The sequence below is a fragment of the Gracilimonas sp. genome, assembly GCF_014762685.1.
GTDB lineage: Bacteria > Bacteroidota > Rhodothermia > Balneolales > Balneolaceae > Gracilimonas.
This window is the reverse complement of record NZ_JABURM010000006.1, coordinates 77,604-102,967: the sequence shown is the minus strand read 5'-3', so window position 1 is coordinate 102,967 and position 25,364 is coordinate 77,604. Positions and strand designations below refer to the sequence as shown.

The window sequence follows — 25,364 nt, the reverse complement described above, 5'->3', positions numbered from 1 at the left end:
AAAATTGTTTGTTTGGTACTTTTTTAGTTTAATATCAATGTTAAAAATTTGTAAAATACATTGAAAACTATACTTTAAGGTAAATAATAAAATCAAAAATAAAGTCCTATGAGAAAAAGCTATTATTTAAAACTACTTGCTACTTTCTCTGTGATTTTCTTTTGTACACAGATAGTGATGGCACAGTATACAGTATCCGGTACGGTAACAGATGCCTCTACCGGAGAGACTTTAGTTGGTGTAACAATTTTTGATGCTGCTACCAACACAGGCACATCTACTAATGTAGATGGCGAATATTCTCTTGAATTACCGGCGGGAACAACCAGTTTGCGTTTTTCTTCTGTTGGTTTTTCTACCCAAAACGTTGAAGTTTCCGGTGCAGAGGGAGATGAAGTAACTTTGGATGTTGAACTGCGTCCGGATGTGGCAAATCTCGAGGAATTGGTAGTCACAGGTTTGGCAAGTTCGGTTAAAAGGGAAAACCTGGCAAATGCAGTTTCCTCCATATCAGCGGATGAGTTAATGGGGACCACACAATCACAGACACTTAGTTCTAGTTTGTATGGAAAATTAACAGGTGCCAATATCAGTGCAAACTCGGGTGCACCGGGTGGGGGTATTTCCATTAAACTTCGTGGGGTTACCACTATTAACGGTTCTTCAGAGCCACTTTATATTGTGGATGGCATTTATGTGAATAACGATGCCATACCAAACGGTTCAAATGCAGTTACGGCTGCTGCTGCCGGGGGAAGTGCATCTAATCAAGATAACCCCGCAAATAGAATTGCTGATCTAAATCCGGATGAAATTGAGAGTATTGAAGTACTGAAAGGAGCCTCAGCGGCTGCTATCTATGGACAAAGAGCTTCAAGCGGTGTGGTCATAATAAAAACCAAGCGTGGTAAGGCCGGAAGGGCTCAATTTAGTGTTTCCCAATCCTTAGGTTATACTACAATTTTGAAAAAACTTGGATCTCGTACTTTTACTGAACAAACCGCAGAAGACGCTTTTGGTGCAACCGGACTTGCTCTTTATAATGAAGCGATTAGTTCTGGCCGGGGCTTTCTGGACTATGAAGAATTGATGTATGGTCATAAAGGATTGCTTTCAAAGACCAATCTTAGTGGCAGTTTTGGAAATGAAAATACTTCGTTTTACGTAAGCGGTAGTTTGCAGGAAGATGAGGGGATCATTAAAACTACCGGTTATAATAAACAATCCATTCGGTCCAATATTGATCATCGCTTTAGTGATAATTTAAATCTTTCTATCTCATCTAATTTTATTCATTCCGAATCTAATCGTGGACTCACAAATAATGACAATACAGGCACTACTTTTGGCGTGTCTATGGTGGCAACCCCTAATTTTATAGATTTAAGACCTGATGAAAGTGGTAATTATCCGGATCATCCGTTTAATTCTGCTAATCAATTACAGACGCGTGATTTATTTTCGAATAATGAAATTGTAAACCGGGCTCTATTTTCAGCTAATTTGGATTACAATATCATTAACAATTCAAGTAGTCAGCTTGATTTCAGGTTTACAGGTGGGCTTGATTTTTTCAGCCAGACCAATAAACTGATATTCCCAAGTGAATTGCAGTTTGAACAAGCTAGCGGGGCACCGGGAACATTGATTGAAACTAAAACGGATAACCTGAACATCAATACCTCTGCAATATTGGTATATACGTATACCCCGAGCAGTAACCTTTCAATGGTTACACAAAGCGGAATCACCTCGTTCGATAATGATCAGAATAGAATCTTGAATATTTCAAATGGAGTGTTAGGCTCACAAACCAATGTGGATCAGGCTGTTTCTGTAAATGTAGATCAAACAAAAATTTTTCAGAGAGATCGTGGGTTCTTTATTCAAGAAGAAGTGAATTGGAGGGACACATATATTGCCACTTTAGGTTTAAGAGGTGATAAATCGGATAGAAATGGAGATGTAAATAAAGTATATCTCTATCCCAAAGCATCTTTTGCATGGAATGTGACCAACGAAGGATTCTGGAATAACGAAGCGATAGATAACTTGAAGTTTCGTGTAGCCTATGGGCAAACCGGTAACCTCGCTACATTTGGAGCAAAATTCACTTCCTTAGCTCCTTCAAATATTGGAGGCCTTGGTGGTACATTGCTTACAAACACCCGAGGTGTTGAGAACATTAAGCCTGAACGCCAGCAAGAAATAGAAGGAGGATTTGATATTAGACTGGCAGATGGCCTGGCTTCATTGGAGTTTACTGTATATCAAAAGGAAATAAAAGATATGCTGTTGCAGCGTGAACTTGAACCTTCGACCGGGTTTAGTTTTGAAAGTTTCAACTCAGGTGAAATGAGAAACAGGGGGGTTGAAATTGGGTTGAATTTACAACCTGTTTCTAATCCAGATTTTGTATGGAACTCCAACATTAACTTCTGGAAGAATACCTCCAAAGTAACAGATTTACCTGTGCCCGCTTTTGATGTTGGGGGCTTTGGTACTTCTTTAGGCGTGTACCGCATTGAGGAAGGCAAATCCGCTACCCAAATTGTTGGTATAGATCCGCAAGTAGATGATAATGGCAATCTGGTAACCGATGGTAGTGGCAATCCGGTTATTGTTACAAAAAAATTGGGAGATGGTGAACCGGATTTTCAAATGTCGTTCGGAAACGAGTTTCAGATATCTAAAAACTTTGATTTCTCTTTCCTCTTCCACTGGAAGAAAGGCGGGGATGTGATAAATCTGACTGAGCTTCTATTTGACCTAAACGGAACTACCCCGGATTACGATGATACAGACGTCACTTTTGCTGACTTCAGAAATGAAGCAGCCGGAATTACTGACGACACACCTAATGGTATCAAAAGAACCAGTTTATTAGGCATAAGTACCGACCAGTTTATTCAGGATGGTACTTACTTACGATTAAGAGAAATAGGATTGTATTATACACTCCCTGTTGCTCTTACCTCCAAGCTAAATGAAGGAATTCGAAATATACGTTTTGGAGTATCAGCAACTAACTTGCTAACATTCTCACCTTATCGCAGTTATGATCCTGAAGTATCGAACTTCGGTAATCAGCCCATTGCACAAGGTATTGAAGTTGCTCCTTACCCATCTTCAAAACAATACTATTTCCATCTAAAATTTGATTTTTAATTGAGAGGCATCACTATTATGAAATATTTAAAACATAATTTTTTGAAATCTATGGCATTAATATGTGCCATTTTTGTACTGAGTGCAGGATGCAATATCTTAAATATCGAAGATAAACCTGATCCTAATAACTCAGAGTTAAATGAGATTATAAATAATCCGACTCGATCTGATATTAGCACATTGGTTACAGGAACAGAAGCCGGATTACGTGAAGAGTTGCGTATTTATCATATCAATATGGGTATGATAGGTCGGGAAATGTATCGGTTTCTTGCCGCAGAACCCCGAAATACAGCAGATTTATTAGGTAAAGGTAACTCCCAGCTTGATGCAGGTTCGTTCTACATAACACGACCCTGGGCTTCATTTTATTCGGTTATCCGTAATTCGAATATTTTGATTCAGGCTGCCACTACTCTTAATAACAACGGTTTATTCACCGATGAAGAGTATAATGGTGCTATAGGCTTCGCCAAAACAATGAAAGCATATCAGTACCTTATGGCATTAACATTGACTCATGAAAATGGTATAAGAGTCCAACCTGAAAGTGATTTTTCAACTACCGGGGATCTCTTATCAAAAGCGGATTCAGAAGATCTCATAGCCTCATTACTTGATGAAGCAGCTACAGATCTGAATAATGCCGGAGCCGAATTCTCATTTTCTTTGTCTAGCGGTTTTGAGAATTTTAATACGCCTGCTACTTTTCGGCAGTTTAACAGGGCTTTAAGAGCTCGGGTTGCGGTTTATCAGGAAGATTGGACCGGTGCGTTAAACAACTTCCTGCCGGAGTCTTTTCTTGATACTAATGCTCCGCTGGACATGGGAGCTTATCATGTATTTTCTACTTCTAATAATGATATGCTGAATCCTGTGTTCTCAGATCCACAAGCCGGTTCCGGTGACAGCTGGGTAGCACATAATTCATGGGCTCAAGAGGCTGAAGCTAATGATGAGCGTGTGGACGAGAAAGTAGTTGTTCGGGATGAAACGGCTTCTCTTGATGGCCTTAGCAGTGATTATGGACTGTTTGTATATCAAAACCAAACCGCACCCATGCCGATCATTCGGAATGCAGAACTGATTTTAATCAGGGCGGAAGCATTGGCACAACGAAATAATGTCGGCGACCTTGATGCCGCTGAAGATGACCTGAACGTAATTCGAACCAATGCCGGGTTGCCCAATTTTAGTCGAGGCTTAACTGGAGGTCAGGCTGAGGTGATCGATGAAATGCTCAATCAACGCAGGTACGAGCTTTTCTTTGAAGGGCACCGATGGATTGATATGCGACGATATAACCGTCTCGATGAACTTCCATTGGATCGAGCCGGAGATAATGTTTGGGAAGGATTTCCAATACCTGAGAATGAGAATATCGATTCTTAAGTAAATCATTAAAATTTAAAAAAGGCCGGATTTTTACCGGCCTTTTTTATTTAATCAGGAATTTTTTTAGCATAGAAATCATATCTTTGCTCCCATGATGTACGACTTCACAATTGTCGGGGCCGGTATAGTTGGTCTCTCCACGGCTTATAAATTATCACTTAAATATCCTGAAGCACAGATCCTCGTACTCGAAAAAGAGGACCGGGTTGCGGCTCATCAAACCGGGAAAAATTCCGGGGTTATTCATTCGGGAATCTATTATAAACCGGGGAGCTATAAAGCACGAAACTGTGTAGATGGCAGGCTTCAGCTGGTCGATTTTTGCAGAAAGCATGGTGTAGCCATAGATGTGTGCGGTAAAGTAATTGTTGCCACAAACGAAGAAGAGGTTCCCCGGCTCAAAAAAATATTTGCCCGTGGCAAAGAAAATGAAATAGAAGGCATTGAGATGATTGATGCCAAACGCCTTAAAGAACTGGAACCTCATGTGAGAGGAGTAGCCGCAATTCATGTGCCCTGTGCGGGCATTGTGGATTATGCAGGAGTAAGCCGAAAGCTCATGGAATTGCTGGAAGGCGGAAATGGGAAGGTCAAATTTAATAGCGCTGTTTCCAATATTTCGAATAATGGTAAACAGATCACTATTGAAGCAGGCGGAGAAAAAATTAGTTCGAAATATTTAGTGAACTGTGCTGGATTGTATTCAGATCATGTGGCCAACTTTGCAGGAATACACTCACCGGTTAAAATTGTACCTTTTAAGGGAGAATATTATGAGTTGAAACCTGAAGCGGAATACTTGGTGAATGATCTGATCTACCCACTGCCTAATCCTGAATTCCCTTTTTTAGGAGTTCATTTTACACGAATGGCTTTGGGTGGAATTGAATGCGGTCCGAATGCGGTTTTTGCCTTTAAAAGAGAGGGTTATAAAAAACTGTCTTTCAATATTAAGGAAACAACCGAGACTTTCAACTTTCCGGGATTTTGGAAAATGGCCCGACAACATTGGCGTATGGGACTGGATGAATACAAAAGGTCCTTTTCAAAAAAAGCATTCGTTAAGGGATTGCAAAAATTGATCCCTGAAGTTCGGGTAGAGCATCTGAGAGTATCACCATCAGGAATTCGCGCTATGGCACTTCAGCCAAATGGAGAGATCCTGGATGACTTTTATTTTGAAGTTGTTGACCGGCAGATCCATGTGTTGAATGCTCCTAGTCCGGCCGCTACGGCAGGATTGGCAATCGGAGATGAGATCGTGAAAAAAGTAGAAGAACATTTCCCTTATCAAAAAGCAGTTCAGTGATCGAATAATTTCTTTTTAAACTGGGGCTAAGATTCTCCAAATTTTCGTTGAATTTATCCCGAATTAACCTCAAACTACTGCCCTAATTCAGCAGGAGCTTTTTTGATTCAACGAGATCTACTTACCCGCCATTTATATGCTCAGGATGCTTCCATGTATCAGGAAGTGCCTGAAGGAGTTTCCTTCCCAAAAACCATCAGTGATATCCGGGCATTGGTGGAACAAGCCAATACGCACAGGTTTTCAATAACAGCACGAAGTGCGGGAACGAGCCTTGCCGGGCAGACAACAGGCGGGGGAGTGATTATGGATGTTTCCCGCTACATGGACCAGATCCTGAATATTGATGAGACTTTAAAAGTTGCCCGTGTTCAGCCGGGGGTGATTCGGGATACCCTGAATCGCGAAGCCGGAAAGTTCGATCTGCTTTTTGGTCCGGATACGGCTACCACCAACCGTTGTATGCTGGGCGGGATGATTGGGAATAATTCATCGGGCTCCTTTTCCATTAAGTATCAAACCACTCGTGAACACACAGTAGAAATTGAGGCTGTTCTGAGTGATGGGTCGGTTGCTTATTTCAAACCGTTGACCCTCGATGAGCTGGAAGGCAAGAAAAAGCTGGATAACCTGGAAGGACATATCTATCGGTCCATGCTGAAATTGATAGAGAAGAACCGGGGATTAATCGAGCGGAGTTATCCCCACAAAGACATTATTCGCCGAAATACTGGCTATGCTTTAGATAAACTTGTGGAGATGCAGCCCTTCAACCCAAACGGGAGGAAATTCAATCTCTGCGAATTGCTTTGTGGAAGTGAAGGAACCCTGGCAATGACGGTTTCTGCGAAGTTGAACTTGACCCCAAAGGATGAACACAAGCTGGTGGTGGTTCCACAGTTTGAATCGTTGGATGAAGCCATGAAAGCAGCTGTTCATATTGTGGGGTATGAGCCTGCCGCAGTAGAGCTGGTGGACCATATCATCATGGATGCCACTAAAGGAAACATCGAACAGCGGAAAAACCGGTTCTTTTTGGAAGGTGAGCCAAGATTTATTTTGATCACACAGCTGGAGGGAAATGACCTAAACAAACTTCAGGAAAAAGCGGAAGGATTGAGCAAAACCCTGAAGGAAAAGTCACTGGGTTATGCCTACCCAATCATCACCGATGCTGATAAAATGAAACGGGTTTGGGATCTGCGGAAAGCCGGACTTGGTTTACTGATGGGCTTAGGTAAAGATGGGCGTTCTCCCTCATTTTGTGAAGATACCGCAGTCCGTGTTCAAGACCTCCCGGAGTATGTTAAAGAATTTGAGCAGATCCTGAAAAAGCATGATACCCATTGTGTGTTTTACGCTCATGCCTCGGTTGGAGAATTACACCTTCGCCCGCAGATCGATATCACCAGCGAAGCCGGTTTAGAGAAAATGAAAGTGATGGCGGAAGAGATCGCCGACCTGGTGAAAAAATATAATGGATCGCTTTCCGGGGAACATGGGGATGGCCGGGTCAGGGCTCCCTACATTCGTAAGATCCTGGGGGAAGAAATGCTTCCGGTTCTTAAGCAGGTTAAAGAGATCTGGGACCCGGATTATATTTTCAATCCTGGTAAAATTGTAGACCCCAAACCAGTAGATGCTGACCTAAGATTTTCCCCCGATTACATAAAGCCGGAGGCCGAAACAGTATTTTCCTGGAATAATGCCGGAGGCTTTGGCGAAGCCATGGAGCTTTGCAACGGTGCGGGTGTATGTCGCAAGTTGGCTGAAAGTGGCGGTACCATGTGTCCGTCTTATATGGCCACCAAAGAAGAAAAAGATTCTACCCGCGGGCGAGCCAATGTATTCCGACAGGTATTTTCCGGTAAAGACCCGGCAGGATATGAATCGGAAGAATTGAAAGAGGCCCTCGATTTATGTTTGAGTTGCAAAGCCTGCAAAAGTGAATGTCCCGCCAACGTGGATATGGCCAAAATGAAAGCGGAGTTTATGAATGGGTGGCATCAAAAAAACGGCTCAAAATTGAAGGAACGCTTCTTTTCGGATGCAGGGAAGTTATTTCCTCTGGCTTCCATTACCCCAGGAATTGCCAATAAAGTTGCAGCTTCAAAACCCGGGAAATGGATATTTGAAAATTTATTTAGCATCGATGCACGCCGGGACCTGCCTGCTTTTGCATCCAAGACCTTTCGAAATTTGTATCGCAAGCACAAGAGAAATGGAGCCGCAAAGTCAGATAATAAAGTAGTTCTGTTTATCGATCTGTTTACAAATTACAATGAGCCGAAGGTTGGGATGGATGCGGTGTATGTGCTGGAAAAAATGGGCTATGAAGTAATCATCCCAAAAAGAATGGAAACCGGAAGGCCGCAAATTTCCAAAGGGTTTCTGAAGGAAGCTAAATCCATCGCTAAAAGAGTACTGGCAGAGTTTGAAGAATATATGGAAGACGGAATTCCTGTGGTTGGATTGGAGCCTTCTGAAATATTAACTCTTCGGGATGAATTTCTGGAGTTGTGCGATGAAGGTGAATTGCCGCGGGCTCAAAAATTGGCAACCTCCTCTTTCACGTTTGAGGAGTTTATAACCCAAAACAAAGACCGGATCCCTGCATCAAACTCAACCCATAAAGTATTGTTACACGGACATTGTCACACCAAAGCCTTGGTGGGCAATGAGCCAACGGTGGAAGCATTGCAAGCTGCTGGATATGATGTTGATGTGTTGGAAACAGGATGTTGCGGAATGGCGGGAAGTTTTGGGTATGAAAAAGATCACTACGAAGTTTCGCAAGATATCGGCGAATTGGTGCTGTTTCCAAGGTTGAGAGCAAATCAGAAAAATGAAGTATGTGCTCCGGGGTTTTCGTGCCGGCATCAGATTAAAGATGGGGTAAATAGAGAGGCAAAGCATCCGGCATCCCTGATAGCCCGTGCGATTTTATAACCTTGGTTTGTTCATGTAGGGACGCAAAATCTTGCGTCCCTGCATGGCCTATTAATTTTTGAAGGTATTTTTCTCGATCAACTCGCGGGCACTGGTCAGAGCAGAATCGGTGATCTGGGAACCGCTCATTAAGCTGGCAATCTCGTGGATATGCTCTTCATCGGATAGTGGGATGATTCGGGTTACGGTTCGTTCACCTTCTTCAGTTTTGGCTACTTTGTAATGCTTGTGAGCCTGACTTGCGATCTGCGGCTGGTGGGTAATGGCCACGATCTGACAGTGTTCGGATAATTTCCGCATAGAGGCTCCGACTTTTTCCGAGATCTCACCGCTGATTCCCGTGTCAATTTCATCAAAGATCATCACCGGCAGGCTTTGTTCTTTGGCGAGGATGGATTTCAGTGCGAGCATCACGCGGCTGATCTCTCCACCGGAAGCAATTTTAGCCAGTGGTTTCGGCTCTTCCCCTTTGTTAGTGGAGATGTACATGCGAACATCATCACAACCGGATTCCGTACAGTCGATGGTCTTGCCTTCAATTTCGATCCAGCCGTTATCGGAGAGCAGCCAGTCTATGCGGACATCTAATTTGGAATGTGGGATGCCCACTTTGGCCAACTCTTGTTGGATTTGTACGGCCAGTTTCTCTCCGATTTGCCTCCGGGTATTGTGAAGGGAGATGGCATGTTCTTTCAAAACTTCAGCCTGAGAAGAGATCGCTTTTTCCAGCTTTTCAATTTCCAAATCAAAATTATCAGCGATGGAAAGTTCACGCTTGATTTCATTTAAATAGCTGATCAGTTCCGGAAGGTCTCGCTGATATTTCTTTTGAAGCCGGTTGAGTTCTGATTGCCGCTGACGAAGTTCTTCCAACCGGTTTGGGTTGAATTCGATGCTGTTTCGATAGCGTTCGGCAAAGGCAATGGCTTCATTAATACTTACTCGTGCGGCATTTATTTCCTTAAGATAATTCTCAAATTCAGGTTCAATACGTGCCAGATCTTCAAGGTTTAATTTCAGAAAGTTTAACAACTGAATAATATTCCCATCATCAGATTCTTCCATCTCTGAAATGGCACCCGCTTTTTGGTCGAGCACTTCAGCATTATCCAGTAGGTTCATTTCTGATTCCAGCTGTTCGAGGTCAATTTCATCAAGCCGGGCTTCTTCTAGTTCCTGCACCTGAAAACGGTAAAGCTCCGTTTTCTCCTGAAGCTCGTGCTCTCTTTTCTTTAAGGCACGAAGTTCTTTTTGGAGCTCGGTCATGTTTTTGTATTCAGTCTTGTAGCCTTTCAGGATTGGCTCCACTTCCCCAAACCCGTCTATCACTCCCAGATGATTTTCTTCTTTCAGAAGTAGTTGATGGTCGTGTTGGCCGTGCAGGTCCACCAACAGATCTCCTGCTGCTTTCAGTAGACTTATATTTACCGGCGTGTCATTGATAAATGCACGGCTTCCTGTGTTTCTGATCTCTCGGCGAAGAATTAAATACTCATTGAATTCCACTTCATTCTCTTCGAGCAGTGATCTCAGCTCGTTATCATTTCCAACCCGAATGGTAGCTTCGGAAATGGCCTTATCAGCTCCCTGACGAATGACTTCGGTATCAGCCCGTTCACCTAGGATCATATTCAATGCCCCAATAATAATGGACTTCCCGGCGCCCGTCTGCCCGGTCAGGATATTCAACCCCTCCTCAAACTCAACCTCCAGCTCATCAATGAGGGCAAAGTCTTTTATGTATAGTGATTTTATCATAGGGAATTCAAAATTTAAAATTCAAAATGAAAAATTAATTTAGCTTTTGTCTGGTGGTTTTAACTATAGCGGATAGAATACTGATCAGCTCAAAAGATGAATGAAGATACGCATCGATATCAATATTCGTTAATTCACTTTCTTTTAATAGCCGAAGCCAATATCGTGTTTCACGAGCTTCTTTTAAAGAAATAGATATTTTAGAAAGAAAGTCTTTTCTGGATTGTCCCGCTATAGCTTCTTCAACATTAGAACCAATACTTGTTCCCGACCTTAAAAGCTGTTTTGAGATCACATACTCTCTCTCATTCTGAAGCATTTTACAGAGTTCAATAATTGCCAATGCAAACTTGAAACTTTTGATTTGGATAACATTCTCTTTCATGATAACCGCATTTTTAATTTTAAATTGTTCATTTTGAATTATATAGTAAGAGCGATGAAAAACTAATTCCTTACAAAAAAGTTGAAAGTGCGTACCTTGTGGGTATGAAGAAACAAGCCGGAAAAGACCGACAGACTACGATCTACGAACACACAGTGCCTGATGGGCAGAACAGTGACATCCGTTTGGATAAATACATTACCTCATTTGTAGAAAATGCGTCCCGTACAAAAGTTCAGGAAGCCATCAAAGATGGATATGTGGAAGTTAATGGGAAGAAAGAAAAATCTTCTTATATCATGCAGCCCGGTGATGAAATATTTATTGAGCTTCCAAAGGCTCCGCCACCCGAGGCCAAGCCGGAGGAGATGGAACTCAATATCGTGTATGAAGATGATGATATCATTATCGTGAACAAGGAAGCCGATATAGTGGTACATCCGGCGTATGGAAACTGGACGGGTACGCTGGTGAACGGACTGATGTACCACGTGGATGAGCTGGCGGGTGAGGATGAAGATGAAAATCTACGTCCCGGTATTGTGCATCGGTTGGATAAGGACACCAGCGGATTATTGGTAGTGGCCAAGAATGAAGAAACCCTTGCCAAGCTAAGCGGACTTTTTCAGGAAAAAGATGTTGAAAGAACTTATTGGGCTATCGTTTGGGGGACTCCTGATGCAGAAGGAACCATCGAAGGAGATATTGGCCGATCCAAAAGAGATCGAAAATTAATGACGGTAAAACCTGAGGGACAGGGAAAACACGCCGTCACGCATTACAAAGTGCTTGAATATTTTGATTATCTGAGTCTGGTTGAAGTGAAGCTGGAAACAGGTCGAACGCACCAGATTAGGGTGCATTTTGCGCATATGGGAAATCATGTTTTTGGAGATCCAACCTATGGCGGAACTTCGGTACGATACGGTCCGAATACCGGTTCCCGGAAATCGATGTTCCATAATCTCATCACCGGGTTAGGCCGACAGGCCCTTCACGCCAAAACCCTTGGATTTGAACATCCAAAAACCGGAGAGATGGTTCGATTCGATTCAGAATTGCCGGATGACTTTCAACACGTACTTACGATGTTGAGGGAGAATTGTAAATCGGAGTATTGAGAAAGCTTGAAAGTTTTTTGTAAGGTTTGCAGGTTTCGTTGCTCTAACTGGTAAAGAATTCAGAAGTCAGGATTCAGAAATCAGAATCTAAAACGGTTGGAACCATGAGAAAACCGGCAAAAACTTTTCAAGATTTAATTGTATGGCAGAAGGCTCATCAATTAGTATTAAAAACCTATCAATACACTCAGAATTTTCCTAAGCATGAACTTTATGGATTAAGCTCACAATTTCGTCGAGCCGCTGTTTCTATTCCTGCAAATATTGCTGAAGGATTCAAGAAAAGAGGAACAAAAGATACGATGCGATTTTTGAATATTTCACACGGCTCATTGGAGGAATGCAGATATTATATCATACTTGCAAAAGATTTTAAACTATGGAAATTCAAATCACTTAAATAATTTACTCGAAGAGGTGAGTCGCCTACTCGATGGTTATTATAAAGCCATTCTGAATTCAGAATCCTGACTTCTGATTTCTCTATTCTTTCATTCATATTTTCACAAAAACACTCTCTTATTTACATTACATTTAGCGAATGGGATTACTAATATTTTATTTGGTGCTTGCAATCGGAGTTTCCTTTCTGTGCTCCATTTTAGAGGCTGTTCTGCTTTCAATTTCGCCTTCTTTTGTGGCTGTAACAGAGAAGAAAAACCCGAAGACCGGTCAGCTTCTTAAAGAATTGAAGAAAGACATAGATCGCCCGCTTTCTGCGATCCTGACGTTAAATACAATTGCCCATACTGTTGGTGCTGCCGGTGTAGGTGCTCAGGCACAGGTCGTATTTGGGAATGCTTATGTAAGTTTAACATCGGCTATTTTGACGTTGGCTATTCTGGTTTTTTCCGAGATCATTCCTAAAACATTGGGAGCAAATTATTGGAAGGGTCTGTCGGGTTTTGCGGCTCGAACTACAAAATTGCTTATTTATATTACCTACCCTTTAGTTGTTCTTTCCCAATGGATCACCCGATGGCTTTCAAGTGAGGAAAATCAGCCTTCGGTAAGCCGCGAGGAATTCAGTGCTATGGCAGAACTCGGATTTGAGGAAGGTATTTTTGAGGAAGGGGAATCCAACATCTTTAAGAATTTGATCCGGTTTCGCTCGCTAAAAGTTCAGGATATCATGACTCCGCGCATTGTGGTTGTGAAGTTTCAGGAAGATCAAACCATTAATGAGATCCTGAAAGAGAAAGACGAACTTCGCGTTTCAAGGATGCCGATATATGGAGAGAATGAAGAAGATATCACCGGATATGTATTGAAGAATGATCTCTATTATAACCTCTCAGAAGGTAATGGGGGAAAAACGCTGAAAGAGATCAAACGGGAAGTTTTGATCTTACCGGAAACTATTTCATTAAAAACCCTATTTGAACGCCTGCTTGAAAAGCAAGAACACATTGCTGTGGTGGTAGACGAGTACGGAGGATTTTCAGGGGTGGTTACCATGGAAGACGTAGTAGAAACATTGTTCGGGATGGAGATTGTGGATGAAATTGATGCCATCGAAGATATGCAAAAGCTGGCCCGACAAAAATGGAGAGAGCGCGCCAAGCGGTTAGGTATTGTGATACCTGATAAGCTTAAAGAACCCGCAGCTTCTCGGGAACCAAAATGATCAGAATAACTGATTGTGAACTTTTTGAGCAGTTTCAATCAGTTTTTTATCATCCATTACCACATTCAAAATTCGTTTTTCTTTAGTGAAGGAGATCATATTCAACTCAATTTCTCCAAGCGAAGAAAAAATGGTGTTGGTGAGTTTCTCAGCTTTATTGATGGAACAGCCGATGAGCGTGAGCAACCCCTTTTCCCGTTCGACTGTAACTGTGCCGATCTCAATGAATTCCTTGGATAATTCATCCAAAATTTCAGTGTCAGTAAGAACAATGGTGACCGATGCCTCCGTAGTATTTACGGCATCAACAGCTAAACGGTGTTTTTCCAAAACGGCAAATACTTTCGTTAAAAAGGAATATCCCATTACCGTTTCGTAAGCACTGACGGTAACTGTTGCCATATTTTGTTTGAAGGAAAGAGCCAATACATCGAGGTCGTGCTTTGAGTCGCGAACGATCCTGGTTCCTTCATCCTCCGGCTTGAACATGTTCTTTACAAAAACAGGGATGTTACGTTCCTGAGCCGGTTTTAATGTGGAAGGGTGAAGGACTTTCGCTCCAAAATAGGCCATCTCCGTAGCATCAAAATAGCTCATCTCCGTGAGTGGTTTTGCTTCCGGGATGAAACGGGGATCGCCGGTATAAACTCCGCTTACATCCGTCCATATCTCAATGGTTTGAGCCCCAATGGCAGCTCCGATCAGGCTGGCTGAATAATCCGAGCCCTCAAACCCCAATGTGGTAACGGTCTTGTCTTTTGATTCCCCATAATAACCGCCGATAATAGGTGTGAATCCACTTTCAAGTACGGTTTCCAGTGAGCCGCAATGCTGATTGATGAGCAATCGGTTTGGGTTCGCCTTCCCATATTCTGAATCTGTTTTGATGAGTTTTCGGGCTTCAATATGCTGGGTCATCATATCAAGTGCCAATCCGCACTGTGCCAGCAAGTAGGATGAAATTTGTTCGCCCATGGCCGAAATGGCATCTTTCATTTGAGGAGAAAGGACACCTTGCCGCTCGGTGTATGTAAGAAGCTTATTCAGTTTACCAATTTTGGTTTCAGTATTTTTGGTGCAGCTGTCTTTAATGAGACTGTTTTTAGCATGGGGATTCTCTTCCAAAAAATCGGCAACGATCCCATTATGCCGCTCCTTGATAGACTTGGAGATTTCCAGAGCTTTGTCCAGTTTACCTTCTGCTGCCAAATTACCGGCTTCCACTAATTGTCGCGTGGTCCGTGCCGTAGCCGAAACTACCACCACCGGGTATTCATAATTACTGATGATCTCCAACACCTGTTTCCATGTTTTATGATCGGCCATGGAGGTGCCGCCGAATTTAAGTACGTTGATCTGCATAAATAGTCGTCTTGAAAATGAAGAGGGAAAATAAGGGGAATCTGAACCTATTCCATGTCAAATCCTCAATTAAGTTCCGAAAGATTTAGTAGCAATACCATCAAGAGACTCATCCAAAGAAACGGTATCTTTCTCTTATGAAGAAAGAAGATCAACAGATAGCTGTTATTGGCGGTGGCGCGGCCGGTTTTTTTGCAGCTATTTCTGCTAAAACGCATCATCCAGAAGCTAAAGTTACCATTTATGAGAAGTCGGATAAACTGCTGTCAAAAGTGCGTATTTCCGGAGGCGGGCGGTGTAATGTAACTCATCATTGTTTTGATATCCGGGAATTGGTAAAAAACTATCCGCGAGGGGAGCGGCCATTAAAAAAAGCCTTTGGGATGTTTTCCCCCACCGATACCATCGAGTGGTTTCAGAAGCGTGGGGTTGAACTGAAGACCGAATCTGACGGTCGCATGTTTCCGACTACGGATGACTCTGAAACCATCATTAATTGCCTGATGCAGGAAACGAGAAAGCTTGGGATCGGCATCAAAACCAAATCCAATATCAAAAGCCTGAAGCCATTGGAGGAAGGGTATGTACTCGGATTTCATCGGGGTGGAAGGATAGTCGCAGATAAGGTGATTGTGGCTACGGGCGGGAGTCCGCGGACGAGCGGCTTTGACTGGTTGCGAAAGCTGGATCATGAGATCGAAGAACCGGTGCCTTCCCTATTTACCTTCAACATGCCCGATGAACCGATCAAAGAATTAATGGGAGTGGTAGCTGAGCCGGTTTCGGTGAAGATCATGGGATCGAAATTGCAAAGTAGCGGACCGCTGTTGATCACCCACTGGGGAATGAGTGGCCCGGCGATTCTAAAATTATCTGCATTTGGTGCCAGAGAATTAAACGAGATGGATTATAATTTCAAAGTGTTGGTGAACTGGACAGGAGAACGAACTGAGCAAGAAGTAAGGGATATCCTGAAAGCCGTTGAAGACGAGCATGGCAAAAAAAAGATCGCGAGTGTTAATCCGTTTGGCTTAGCGGGGCGATTATGGGAATTCCTGATCAACAAGCTAGAGTTGGGTGAGGATATGATATGGCAAAACATGGGGAAGAAAAATATCAATAGGCTGGTACATTTACTGACCAATGATGAATATCAGGTGGAAGGAAAGACTACCTTTAAGGAAGAGTTCGTGACCTGTGGGGGAATCAGTCTGCAGGATGTGGATATGAAAAGCATGCATAGCAGGAAATCACCGAACCTGTATTTTGCCGGAGAGGTATTGGATATCGACGGCGTGACCGGGGGATTCAACTTCCAGGCTGCATGGACAACAGGGTATATTTCCGGGATGTTGAAGTAATTTAAAATTCAAAATTTTGAATTACTTTACTTCATCCGAATAAACAGTAGGGTTCGCCTCTCTTAAATTGTAGGCACTTCGCATCACTTCTCCATAAGCCCCTGCGCTGCGGATGGCAATCAGATCGCCGCGCTCCACTTCCGGAATTGAAATATCTTTTCGGAAAGTATCCGAGCTTTCGCAAATAGGGCCGACCACATCGTATTCTTTTCTAGCTTTTGAGCTGGTCAATACATCTATCCGGTGTGCTGCCTGGTACAAAGCCGGGCGGATCAACTCGGTCATGCCGGCATCTACAATAGCAAAGTTCTTGGTCTGCCCATATTTTGTGAACAGCACCTTTGTGATCAGGCTTCCGCACTGACCCACTACCGATCGCCCCAATTCAAAATGCAGTTGCTGATGATCTTTCAATTTGATGCCCTTCTCAAACAACCCAAAAAACCGTTCAAAATCCGGTACTGAATTATCATTCGGATGCGCATAATTAATGCCAAACCCGCCGCCTACATTTATAACAGACAGCTTGAAGCCTTTATCTTCAATGTGATCATTCAGCGCATTAGCTTTTCGGCACAATTCTTCGAAAGGAGTGAATTTTTCGATCTGGGAACCGATATGAAAATGGATACCGATCAGTTCTAGATTTTCTAATTCCGGGAGTTTTTCAAGAACCTTATCCAGATCAGAAGCATTGATACCGAATTTGTTTTCACTCAATCCTGTGGTGATGTATTTATGGGTATTGGCCTCCACATTTGGGTTAAGCCTGAGGGCAATTCGAGCTTTCTTTTCACTTTTTCCTGCAAGTTCATTCAGCACTTCCAGCTCTTGCGGTGACTCACAATTGAAGCAAAAAATATCGTGCTGCAGGCCCAGTTCCATTTCCTCATCGCTTTTTCCAACGCCCGCAAAGGCTATTTCATCCGGGGTAAACCCGGTGTCTATGGCCCGTTGAATTTCACCTCCGCTCACGCAGTCGGCACCCATTCCTGCCTTTTTTATCATCTTCAAGATTTTAGGCTGATTGTTTGCCTTCAAAGCAAAGTGCACGCGAAATCCTTTAGATATCCCATGTTTTTTAATCTCGCTTAGGGTAGCATTCAGAACATCCAGGTCGTAGTAGTAGAAGGGTGTTTTCTGAGTTTTGAAAAAGTCGGTTACTTCCGATGGGAACATTAAGAAAGTTTTTAAAAATGAATGAGTGATTTTAAGGGCGTAAAGATAATGAAATTTGAACCACTGATTAATTGGATTTTTTGAGTTCACGGATTTTCAAAAATCTTAGTTATCAATCATAAATTCCCTGAAGAAAGCAAAGCCCAATTTTCGATAGAACATAATGCCAAACAGGACAGCGGGGCGAAAATTGCTGGTATGGGTGCCTGATATTTTTTACCAATATGCTGCTCCTGACGGAGCATTACTTCGATCAAGAAGATTGGCTCTAAACCTGCGAGTGGCGCCTTATGTGCCAAATATTGGTAAAAGAACATCACCACTAAACAAACCTCCGCCCGGATGCTGTTAGAGGATGGTAGTTAATCGGAGGTTGGGCTCGATATCCCCATCTCCCTTCAAATCAATTCAGGTTTGACCAGATACTAAAAAGCCTGTATCATTGTTGAAAATCCAAACAAAAATAATTGGCCGAATTTTGCAAAAAGGCAAAAGTGGAGGACCCGGAACTGGGGCGAATTCCGACAAACCGGAGAGAAGCATCTATGAGAACCAGCCCGTCAGCTAACTTCGCAGCAACTGTTGAAATGGGAGCAGAGGCTATGGTGTTCAATCCATCAACTGCAACAGAGATGTTGTGCTGAGTTTTTGACAATCACAGAAACAATAACGGGTAAATATCGGTTTATCAGGTTATTTTTGAAAAGCTTGTAACATGAAAAAGGTATATGAACGAATCACTTAACTTCTCTCTGCCATTCTCAAATCCGGTAATGATCTTTGCTTTGGTGATGATCGTTATTCTTGTGGCGCCTATCGTCTTCAAGAAAATCAAAATTCCCGGTTTGGTAGGCATTATTCTTTCCGGTATGGTGATCGGCCCAAGTGTTCTGAACCTGCTTGAACGAGACAGTACCATCGAACTCCTTGGAACCGTGGGTTTGCTGTATCTGATGTTCATGGCCGGGTTATCCATAGATCTGAATCGGTTTGAAAAACTTAGAAATCAGAGTATTGGTTTTGGAATATTATCCTATTCATTTCCGGCACTTGGAGCATATTTTGCGGGGGTGAACCTTTTCGGTTATTCAATAGAAAGTTCACTGCTTTTGGGTGCCATTGTCGGCTCACATACTTTACTTGCGTATCCTATTGTGGAGCGGTTGGGTATAACAAAAAATACAGCGGTCACCATGTCGATGGGGGGAACGTTGGTTACCGACACGCTTTCTCTTGGAATTTTAGCCATCATTGCCGGAACGGTAGGAGATGCCCAGGGTCCGGGCTATTGGACAGCCTTTGGAATATCTATCGCTATATTTTTAGCAGCGACTATACTAATTTTACCACGTCTGGGAAGGTGGTTCTTCAGAAATATGAAGCATGAAACCGATGTGGATTTTGTATTTCTGATGGCTGTACTTTTTGCCACCGCTTTCTTAGCTGAACTTGCGGGACTTGCTTCCATCATTGGAGCCTTTATAGCCGGACTACTTTTGAATCGTCTTGTTCCCGGAAAAGGAACGTTGATGAGCCGTATACAATTTGTAGGCAACGCGCTGTTCATTCCTTTTTTCCTGATCTCTGTAGGTATGTTGGTTGATGTAGAAGTACTCGCGAGCCTTGATGTATGGATCTATGCCATCGCCTTTACAACGTTGGTTTTTGTGGGGAAAGCAATTGGCTCCCTGATTGTAAGGTTGCTTAAAGGATTCTCAAATGCCGAAGGCTTAGTGATCTTTGGGTTAACTACTCCTCAGTCTGCGGCAACACTTGCGGTTACATTACTTGGATATGATCTGGGCTTTTTTGATCAAACAGCAGTAAACGCGGTAGTGATCATGATCTTGATCACTTGTTTGATAGGGCCGTGGCTTGTAGAAAAATTCGGAAGAGATGTGGCGCTTCAAGAAGAGAAAAAACCGTATGAGCCATCCCAAACTCCCCAGCGTATTATTGTTCCGCTGGCCAATCCGGAGACCTCGGATGCCCTGATGGATATCGCTTTTATGATCCGGGATGAAAATTCGGAAGAACCCATCTTTCCGTTAACCGTAGCTCATGAAGGAAAAGACGTGGATGCCGAGGTGGCTCGTGGCGAGAAAATGTTGAGTCATGCTGTGGTGCACGCTGCTGCTGCCGAGATTCCCGTAAATCCGGTTACGTCTATTGATCTGAATATTGCCAATGGTATAGCTAGGTCGGTCAATGAAAAACTTGCTTCTGTAGTGGTGATTGGTTGGAATGGTGCTATATCTGCCCGGCAACGTATTTTTGGAAGTGTATTGGATCAACTTCTTCAAAAGATCGATGAGATGGTAATGGTATCAAAGATCCATAAGCCCGTAAATACAGTAGAAAGAGTGGTGATTGCGGTTCCTCCTTATGCTTCGCTGGAATCGGGTTTTAGCGGTGCTATTCGGTCCTTAAAACTGATGGTAGATCAGATCGGAAGTTCGCTTACGGTTGTAGCTCCAAAAGAACGGATGAAGTATGTGGAACGAAGAGTCGGTCGTGTAAAACCCGAACTTGAAACAGAATTTATATCCATAGAAAGCTGGATGGAACTACCCGGTTGGATGGATAAGTCCATTGAAGAAGATGATCTGTTCGTTCTTTTAAGTGCCCGCGAAGGTTCATTGTCGTGGCGTCCCGGCCTCGATCGCCTTCCGAGAGTAGTCGCTCAGCGATTCCCCAAACTTTGTTTCATCACCGTTTATCCATCTGAAGTGGAACATCAGGTGAAAAAATTTGAGGAAGAATCCGCGCAAAGGTTGCTGAAACAAGAACGAATTGTGATCTCAGAAACAGGAGATAGTCTCGAAGAGAAGTTTGTTAAAATGCTGAACAGGGATGATAACATTCCAAGGGGTAATGTGGAGCGCCTTATCAGAAGATTACTCAAGAATTCTTCAGACTATTCTCCGGAAATGATGTCGGGCGTAGTTCTTTATGATGCACATACTTCGATCGTGGAAGAACAAATGTTATTTATCGGAATCGTAAAAGAAGGCCTACAAATCCCAAAAACGGCTAATAAAGCTCGTGTGGTACTAATGTTACTCAGTCCTAAAGAACTATCCGTAAGGCAACATCTGAAAGGAGTAAATACAGCTGCGAGGTTAGTGCGTCCCGGCGAAAGCATCGACCAACTTATAGCGGCTCAAAAACCGGAAGATGTATTCAGAATTTTGATGAAACAGTAAATTCAGGAAAATTTAAATTTGATACCTGATCGCAACATCCGATTGGGCTCCCTAACTAATTAGATTCAGCTTTTTCTTCAGTTGTTTGTTCCGGTTTTTTTGCTCTGTCCGCATCAGGGCTGGCTAAGGAAATTAAAGTATCTCCTGCTTGGGGTTCAGTCGGATTATCCACTACAAAAGGTTGAATAGAACCTTCTTTATTTATTACAAACAATGGTATCGCTTCTTTACCATATGTTTCTTTAAAGTTATTAAAAGTAAAGGTTTCGGTTAAAAGGGTGGACTTTATAATTTTCCCATCTTTATAAAGTTTAGAGATACGATCAAAGTTCATGTCCTCTTGGAAAAGGGTGCGCCCGGCATGAAGGGTTGTCTCATTATTTTGCTTGGTGCTATTTTTTGAATTTGCTGATAATTGATATACCCGGGAGCGTCCAAAAACTTCACCAAAACGGATAGCAGTAAGAGCATTTACCTCATCATTAGGCGTCATGGATAAAAGCTTTCCTAATCCATCAAGATTAATATAATCAAGTGCAAACTCCGAAAGAATATTACCATAATAAGTATCCAGGTTTTGTGATTTTGCATTACTAATATTCTTCCAGTTTGAATCGGCAATCATTACTTTTATATCAAACTTTTGAATTTCTTTGGCAATATCGATAGCCCAATCGTGTGCGCCTATTATAAGAAAACCTCTTGGTATGGGCTTAGCTACGCCCAGTTTACGAGCTACCCAAGGGGCTGTTAATCCATAAATGGCTACCGTACTTATAATAACAATGAAAACAATGGATACCAGTTGATTGGCTTCCGGATATCCATTTTGAACCAGAGAAATTGCAAAAATTGAAGAAATAGAAGCTGCTACCACACCCCGGGGTGCCATCCAGCAAAGAAATAACTTTTCCTTCCAGTTAAGAGAAGAAAATATGGTAGAGAGATAAACGGCAGAAGGACGAATTACAAATATCAAAGCTGCCAGAAACCCTAGCATATTTAAGTTTAGATTGTCGAGCAAGCTTGAAAGCTCAACCCTCGCTGCCAATAAAATAAATAAAGCGGAAAGCAATAATAACCTGATATTCTCCTTAAACTCAATAATGTGATGGATTCTTGCAGATTTCTGATTTGCTAGGGCAACCCCCATTAATGTAGTGGCCCATAGGCCAGACTCATGTTGCAGAAGATTAGATATTGTAAACACTAACACTACAATCATTAAGCTTACCGGATTTTGGAGATAGTCAGGAAGCAGGTGCTTTTTAAGAGGGAAGTAAAGTAAAGCAGCCCCCGCAAGGCCAAGCAAAGTTCCAAAAAAGATAGTTTTGAAAATACTCATTAAAGCCAGTGAAGTAGCTTCAGAAAAACCACTGGCTAATATAACTTCAAAAACCAATACAGCCAGCATGGCTCCAATGGGGTCGATAACAATTCCTTCCCATTTGAGAATGGAGCCTACTTGTCCGGCAGGTCGTACTTGTCTAAGTAATGGAATAATAACAGTTGGTCCTGTTACCACCAATATAGCTCCAAGTAAAACAGCCAGTTCCCACCCAAAGCCAAATAAGTGGTAGCCTACCACAGAGGTAAGTATCCATGTAAGAAGCGCACCGATACTAACAAGATTTCCAATTACTCCTCCAACGTTCTTAAGCTCAGAAAAGCGAAGGCTCAATCCTCCTTCGAAAAGAATAATAGCAACGGAAACAGAAATGAAAGGAGTCAGTAGATCCCCCATCAAAATATCAGGGTTGACAAGCCCCAATACCGGTCCGGCAAGGATGCCCGATATCAGCAATAAAAGAATGGCTGGCAATTTAAGCCGCCATCCTAACCACTGGGCCCCAACGCCGAAAACAAAAATACTTGCAATGCCTATGAGAATACTTTCAGTCATAATAAAAAAACCGTATTAAATTTTGAATACGGTTAATAAGGTTGGTTCAGATAAATGAAACTAAAGGTAAAGAAAGTATCATTAAGTTGGAGAAATGATAACTAATTGATATTCTTCAAAAAAGATGGAACTACGTGGAATTTTATGATGGTTGTAGTATTATGCAGATTAAATATCACTGACTCTTATGAAAAAAGATAAAATAAAGGTAATTTTAAAGGAAGTCTTTTGGTTGATCGCCATTGTTGGTGGATCTGCATTTATTGAGTTTGTTATTATTGAAATGTTAGATTTGCATCCGGTATTGAGTATCAAAATTCAAGGCCTCATCGGTTTAATGCTTATAGGATATGGCATTAGGATGGTTTTTCGACTTTGGAAATCTTTTCATACGCCATCTAATCCCGATACAAACGGTCAAGAAGATTTAGAATAATACGCTAATCTTAACTGGATTTTAAAAACTATTAATTGATCCACCTAAAATATATACCCACGGCAGAGTTATATGAAACATGATAAATTAGCTAAAGAATTAGGGCTTTCGGATGTATATGCTATTGCGACAGGAGCTATGTTTAGTTCAGGGTTCTTTTTATTACCGGGATTGGCCGCCGCTGAAACCGGACCGTCAGTTGTATTAGCATACCTCGTTTCCGGTATCATTGTTTTACCCACTATGTTTAGTGTGGCAGAGCTGGCAACTGCTCTTCCTCGTTCGGGAGGAACCTATTATATCATCGACCGAAGTCTTGGCCCTATGCTGGGAACTATAGGTGGCTTTGGATCGTGGTTGGCTTTAGTCCTTAAAAGTGCTTTCGCTCTAATTGGTATGGGTGCTTATATATCCATTTTCTATGAAGTAGATATCCTGTATGTAGCGATCTTTTTAACGATTGTTTTTGGGGTTTTGAATGTTGTAGGGGCTAAGGAGACTACGTGGCTCCAGAAAGTATTAGTGGCAGCCCTTGTTACTATTATGTTCTTTTATATCATTCAGGGGGTTTTTGAGATATTCTCGATGGATGTGTTTGCCGTGGCTGAAAAACAGTTCACGCCATTCTTCACAGAAGGGGTTTTAGGATTCTTTGCTACTGTAGGTATGGTGTTTGTATCCTATGCAGGGCTAACAAAAGTTGCAAGTATAGCAGAAGAGGTAAAAAACCCGGATCGAAATATTCCTTTGGGCATGTTTTTGGCTATTGGTACAGCTGTGATTGTTTATGTGGTAGGAGTTTATATTATGGTAGCTCTGCTCGACCCGGTTGCTTTCAGGGAAGACCTAACGCCGGTTGCAACGGCCGGTGAGGTATTTTTAGATTGGCTTCCTGAACCCGGTGGTTTAATCCTGGTAGTCATAGCAGCTGTTGCTGCATTTGCGTCTACGGGGAATGCAGGTATTATGTCAGCTTCCCGATACCCGATGGCGATGGCAAGGGATAAATTAATGAACCGACACTTTGCCACGGTTGGAAAGTTGGGTACCCCTCATTGGTCTATTCTTGGTACGGTTATGTTAATGTTATTTTTCTTGTTGGCGTTTAATGTTGCTGAAGTGGCCAAGCTGGCAAGTGCTTTTCAGTTATTATTGTTTGCATTATTAAATTTAGCTGTTATTGTGATGCGCGAAAGTCGAATTGAAGAATACGATCCGGGCTTTAAATCACCTTGGTATCCATGGGTGCAAATCGCAGGGATAATTTTGTCTATCATACTGATTTTTGAAATGGGGGTTCTATCCATCCTATTTACACTGGCTGTATCTGTGGCATCCATTGTTTGGTATAAATATTATGCAGAAGGTAAAGTAGAGCGGCAGGGAGCAATTTATCATGTCCATGCCCGGCTTGGTGAGTTTAAAGATCACGGTCTTGAAGGTGAGATGAGGACGATTCTACGGGAAAAAGGTCTTCGTCAGGAAGATCCCTATGAAGAGTTGGTATCCCGTGCAGATGTATTGGAATTTAGTCCGGATACTGAATACGATACCATAATAAGAGAAGCTTCCAATAAAATTGCATCTAAGTTAGGAACTCCGGTTGATGAGTTGGTGGAAATGTTTAGTCATACAGATGATAATATTGCTATTCCAATTGCAAAAGGGGTGACTTTAAATCACGCTCGTATCGAGAAAAAGGTATCTCCTGAGTTAGTTTTGGTGAGAATTAAAGAGGGTTACAGTGACAAAAAACTCAAAAAAGAGAAGTCAGATTCTTCAAGTGGAGAAAAATTACATTCTATCATCTTTTTTATAAGCCCTCAGGAAAATACCGGGCAACATCTTAGAATTTTAGCCCATATTGCCGAAATGGTTGGGTCGAAATCCTTTCTCGAACGCTGGTGCAGAGCCGAGAGTGAAGAAGAGTTGCGTGAAGTCTTGTTAAGAGACGAAAGATTTATTCGTATCACTCTTAATCCCGATGACAATACACAGCAGTATATTGGTAAGATGATCAAAGAAGTTTCCTTTCCCGGTCAAAGTCTGATTACTATCATCAGAAGAAATGGAGAGATTAAAATTCCGCATGGCATCACGGTGCTTCAGGAAGGCGATGAACTTTCAATTATTGGAGAAATAGAAGACATCAAAGAGCTGAAAACAATGCTGAAGCAGTGATCGGCTAATAATTAGCAATGA

General features: G+C 42.3%; 16 protein-coding genes, 1 pseudogene and 1 riboswitch. Of the genes and pseudogenes, 12 read left to right on the top strand and 5 right to left on the bottom strand.

Annotated features, from left to right (window positions below; translation table 11 throughout):
* Nucleotides 1-108: 108 nt before the first annotated feature.
* The 4 genes from HUJ22_RS10005 to HUJ22_RS09990 all read left to right on the top strand — a co-directional run bounded on the left by HUJ22_RS10005 (nt 109) and on the right by HUJ22_RS09990 (nt 8,824).
* Nucleotides 109-3,168, top strand: coding sequence for a SusC/RagA family TonB-linked outer membrane protein (locus HUJ22_RS10005; protein ID WP_290876830.1), 3,060 nt, complete (start codon nt 109-111; stop codon nt 3,166-3,168).
* A gap of 18 nt (nt 3,169-3,186) precedes the next feature.
* Nucleotides 3,187-4,563 carry a RagB/SusD family nutrient uptake outer membrane protein gene (locus tag HUJ22_RS10000; RefSeq protein WP_290876828.1) on the top strand — a complete coding sequence of 459 codons (1,377 nt, stop codon included), beginning with the start codon at nt 3,187-3,189 and terminating at the stop codon, nt 4,561-4,563.
* Nucleotides 4,564-4,660: 97 nt separating this feature from the next.
* A complete protein-coding gene (gene lhgO / locus HUJ22_RS09995) occupies nt 4,661-5,875 on the top strand; it encodes an L-2-hydroxyglutarate oxidase (protein ID WP_366871098.1) in 1,215 nt (404 codons plus the stop codon).
* A 102-nt stretch (nt 5,876-5,977) separates the two neighbouring features.
* Complete coding sequence (locus tag HUJ22_RS09990) at nt 5,978-8,824, top strand: FAD-binding and (Fe-S)-binding domain-containing protein (RefSeq protein WP_290876824.1); 2,847 nt, start codon at nt 5,978-5,980, stop codon at nt 8,822-8,824.
* Between the two features lie 51 nt (nt 8,825-8,875).
* Here the strand turns inward: HUJ22_RS09990 and recN are convergent, their stop codons facing one another.
* Both recN and HUJ22_RS09980 read right to left on the bottom strand, forming a co-directional pair.
* Complete coding sequence (recN, locus tag HUJ22_RS09985; RefSeq protein ID WP_290876822.1) at nt 8,876-10,582, bottom strand: DNA repair protein RecN; 1,707 nt, start codon at nt 10,580-10,582, stop codon at nt 8,876-8,878.
* A 34-nt stretch (nt 10,583-10,616) separates the two neighbouring features.
* Entirely contained in the window at nt 10,617-10,967 is a 351-nt protein-coding gene (locus tag HUJ22_RS09980) for a four helix bundle protein (protein ID WP_290876820.1), read from the bottom strand.
* Between the two features lie 104 nt (nt 10,968-11,071).
* Here HUJ22_RS09980 and HUJ22_RS09975 point away from each other — a divergent pair, with 104 nt between their 5' ends.
* The 3 genes and pseudogenes from HUJ22_RS09975 (at nt 11,072) to HUJ22_RS09965 (ending at nt 13,715) form a co-directional block, all read left to right on the top strand.
* Nucleotides 11,072-12,088: an RluA family pseudouridine synthase gene (locus HUJ22_RS09975; protein ID WP_290876818.1), complete on the top strand. Its 1,017-nt coding sequence runs from the start codon at nt 11,072-11,074 to the stop codon at nt 12,086-12,088.
* 104 nt (nt 12,089-12,192) lie between these two features.
* Nucleotides 12,193-12,559 (top strand): annotated as a pseudogene (locus HUJ22_RS09970) (four helix bundle protein).
* A 70-nt stretch (nt 12,560-12,629) separates the two neighbouring features.
* Nucleotides 12,630-13,715, top strand: coding sequence for a hemolysin family protein (locus HUJ22_RS09965; protein WP_290876814.1), 1,086 nt, complete (start codon nt 12,630-12,632; stop codon nt 13,713-13,715).
* Here the strand turns inward: HUJ22_RS09965 and HUJ22_RS09960 are convergent, their stop codons facing one another.
* Nucleotides 13,716-15,077, bottom strand: a complete 1,362-nt coding sequence (locus HUJ22_RS09960) for an aspartate kinase (protein WP_290876813.1) — start codon at nt 15,075-15,077, stop codon at nt 13,716-13,718.
* 137 nt (nt 15,078-15,214) lie between these two features.
* On the opposite strand from HUJ22_RS09960, the gene HUJ22_RS09955 reads away from it, so the two are divergent.
* Nucleotides 15,215-16,438 carry an NAD(P)/FAD-dependent oxidoreductase gene (locus HUJ22_RS09955; RefSeq protein WP_290876811.1) on the top strand — a complete coding sequence of 408 codons (1,224 nt, stop codon included), beginning with the start codon at nt 15,215-15,217 and terminating at the stop codon, nt 16,436-16,438.
* Between the two features lie 21 nt (nt 16,439-16,459).
* Here the strand turns inward: HUJ22_RS09955 and lysA are convergent, their stop codons facing one another.
* On the bottom strand, nt 16,460-17,617 hold the full coding sequence (gene lysA, locus HUJ22_RS09950; RefSeq protein ID WP_290876808.1) for a diaminopimelate decarboxylase: 1,158 nt from the start codon (nt 17,615-17,617) through the stop codon (nt 16,460-16,462).
* Nucleotides 17,618-17,780: 163 nt separating this feature from the next.
* Here lysA and HUJ22_RS09945 point away from each other — a divergent pair, with 163 nt between their 5' ends.
* Nucleotides 17,781-17,969: a hypothetical protein gene (locus HUJ22_RS09945; protein WP_290876806.1), complete on the top strand. Its 189-nt coding sequence runs from the start codon at nt 17,781-17,783 to the stop codon at nt 17,967-17,969.
* A gap of 107 nt (nt 17,970-18,076) precedes the next feature.
* Nucleotides 18,077-18,211, top strand: a riboswitch (cyclic di-AMP (ydaO/yuaA leader).
* Between the two features lie 134 nt (nt 18,212-18,345).
* Entirely contained in the window at nt 18,346-20,823 is a 2,478-nt protein-coding gene (locus tag HUJ22_RS09940) for a cation:proton antiporter (protein WP_290876804.1), read from the top strand.
* A 55-nt stretch (nt 20,824-20,878) separates the two neighbouring features.
* On the opposite strand, the gene HUJ22_RS09935 is transcribed toward HUJ22_RS09940, so the two are convergent.
* Nucleotides 20,879-22,726, bottom strand: coding sequence for a sodium:proton antiporter (locus tag HUJ22_RS09935; protein WP_290876802.1), 1,848 nt, complete (start codon nt 22,724-22,726; stop codon nt 20,879-20,881).
* 187 nt (nt 22,727-22,913) lie between these two features.
* On the opposite strand from HUJ22_RS09935, the gene HUJ22_RS09930 reads away from it, so the two are divergent.
* Entirely contained in the window at nt 22,914-23,162 is a 249-nt protein-coding gene (locus HUJ22_RS09930) for a hypothetical protein (protein ID WP_290876800.1), read from the top strand.
* A 72-nt stretch (nt 23,163-23,234) separates the two neighbouring features.
* Entirely contained in the window at nt 23,235-25,343 is a 2,109-nt protein-coding gene (locus HUJ22_RS09925) for an amino acid permease (protein WP_290876798.1), read from the top strand.
* Nucleotides 25,344-25,364 lie beyond the last annotated feature (21 nt).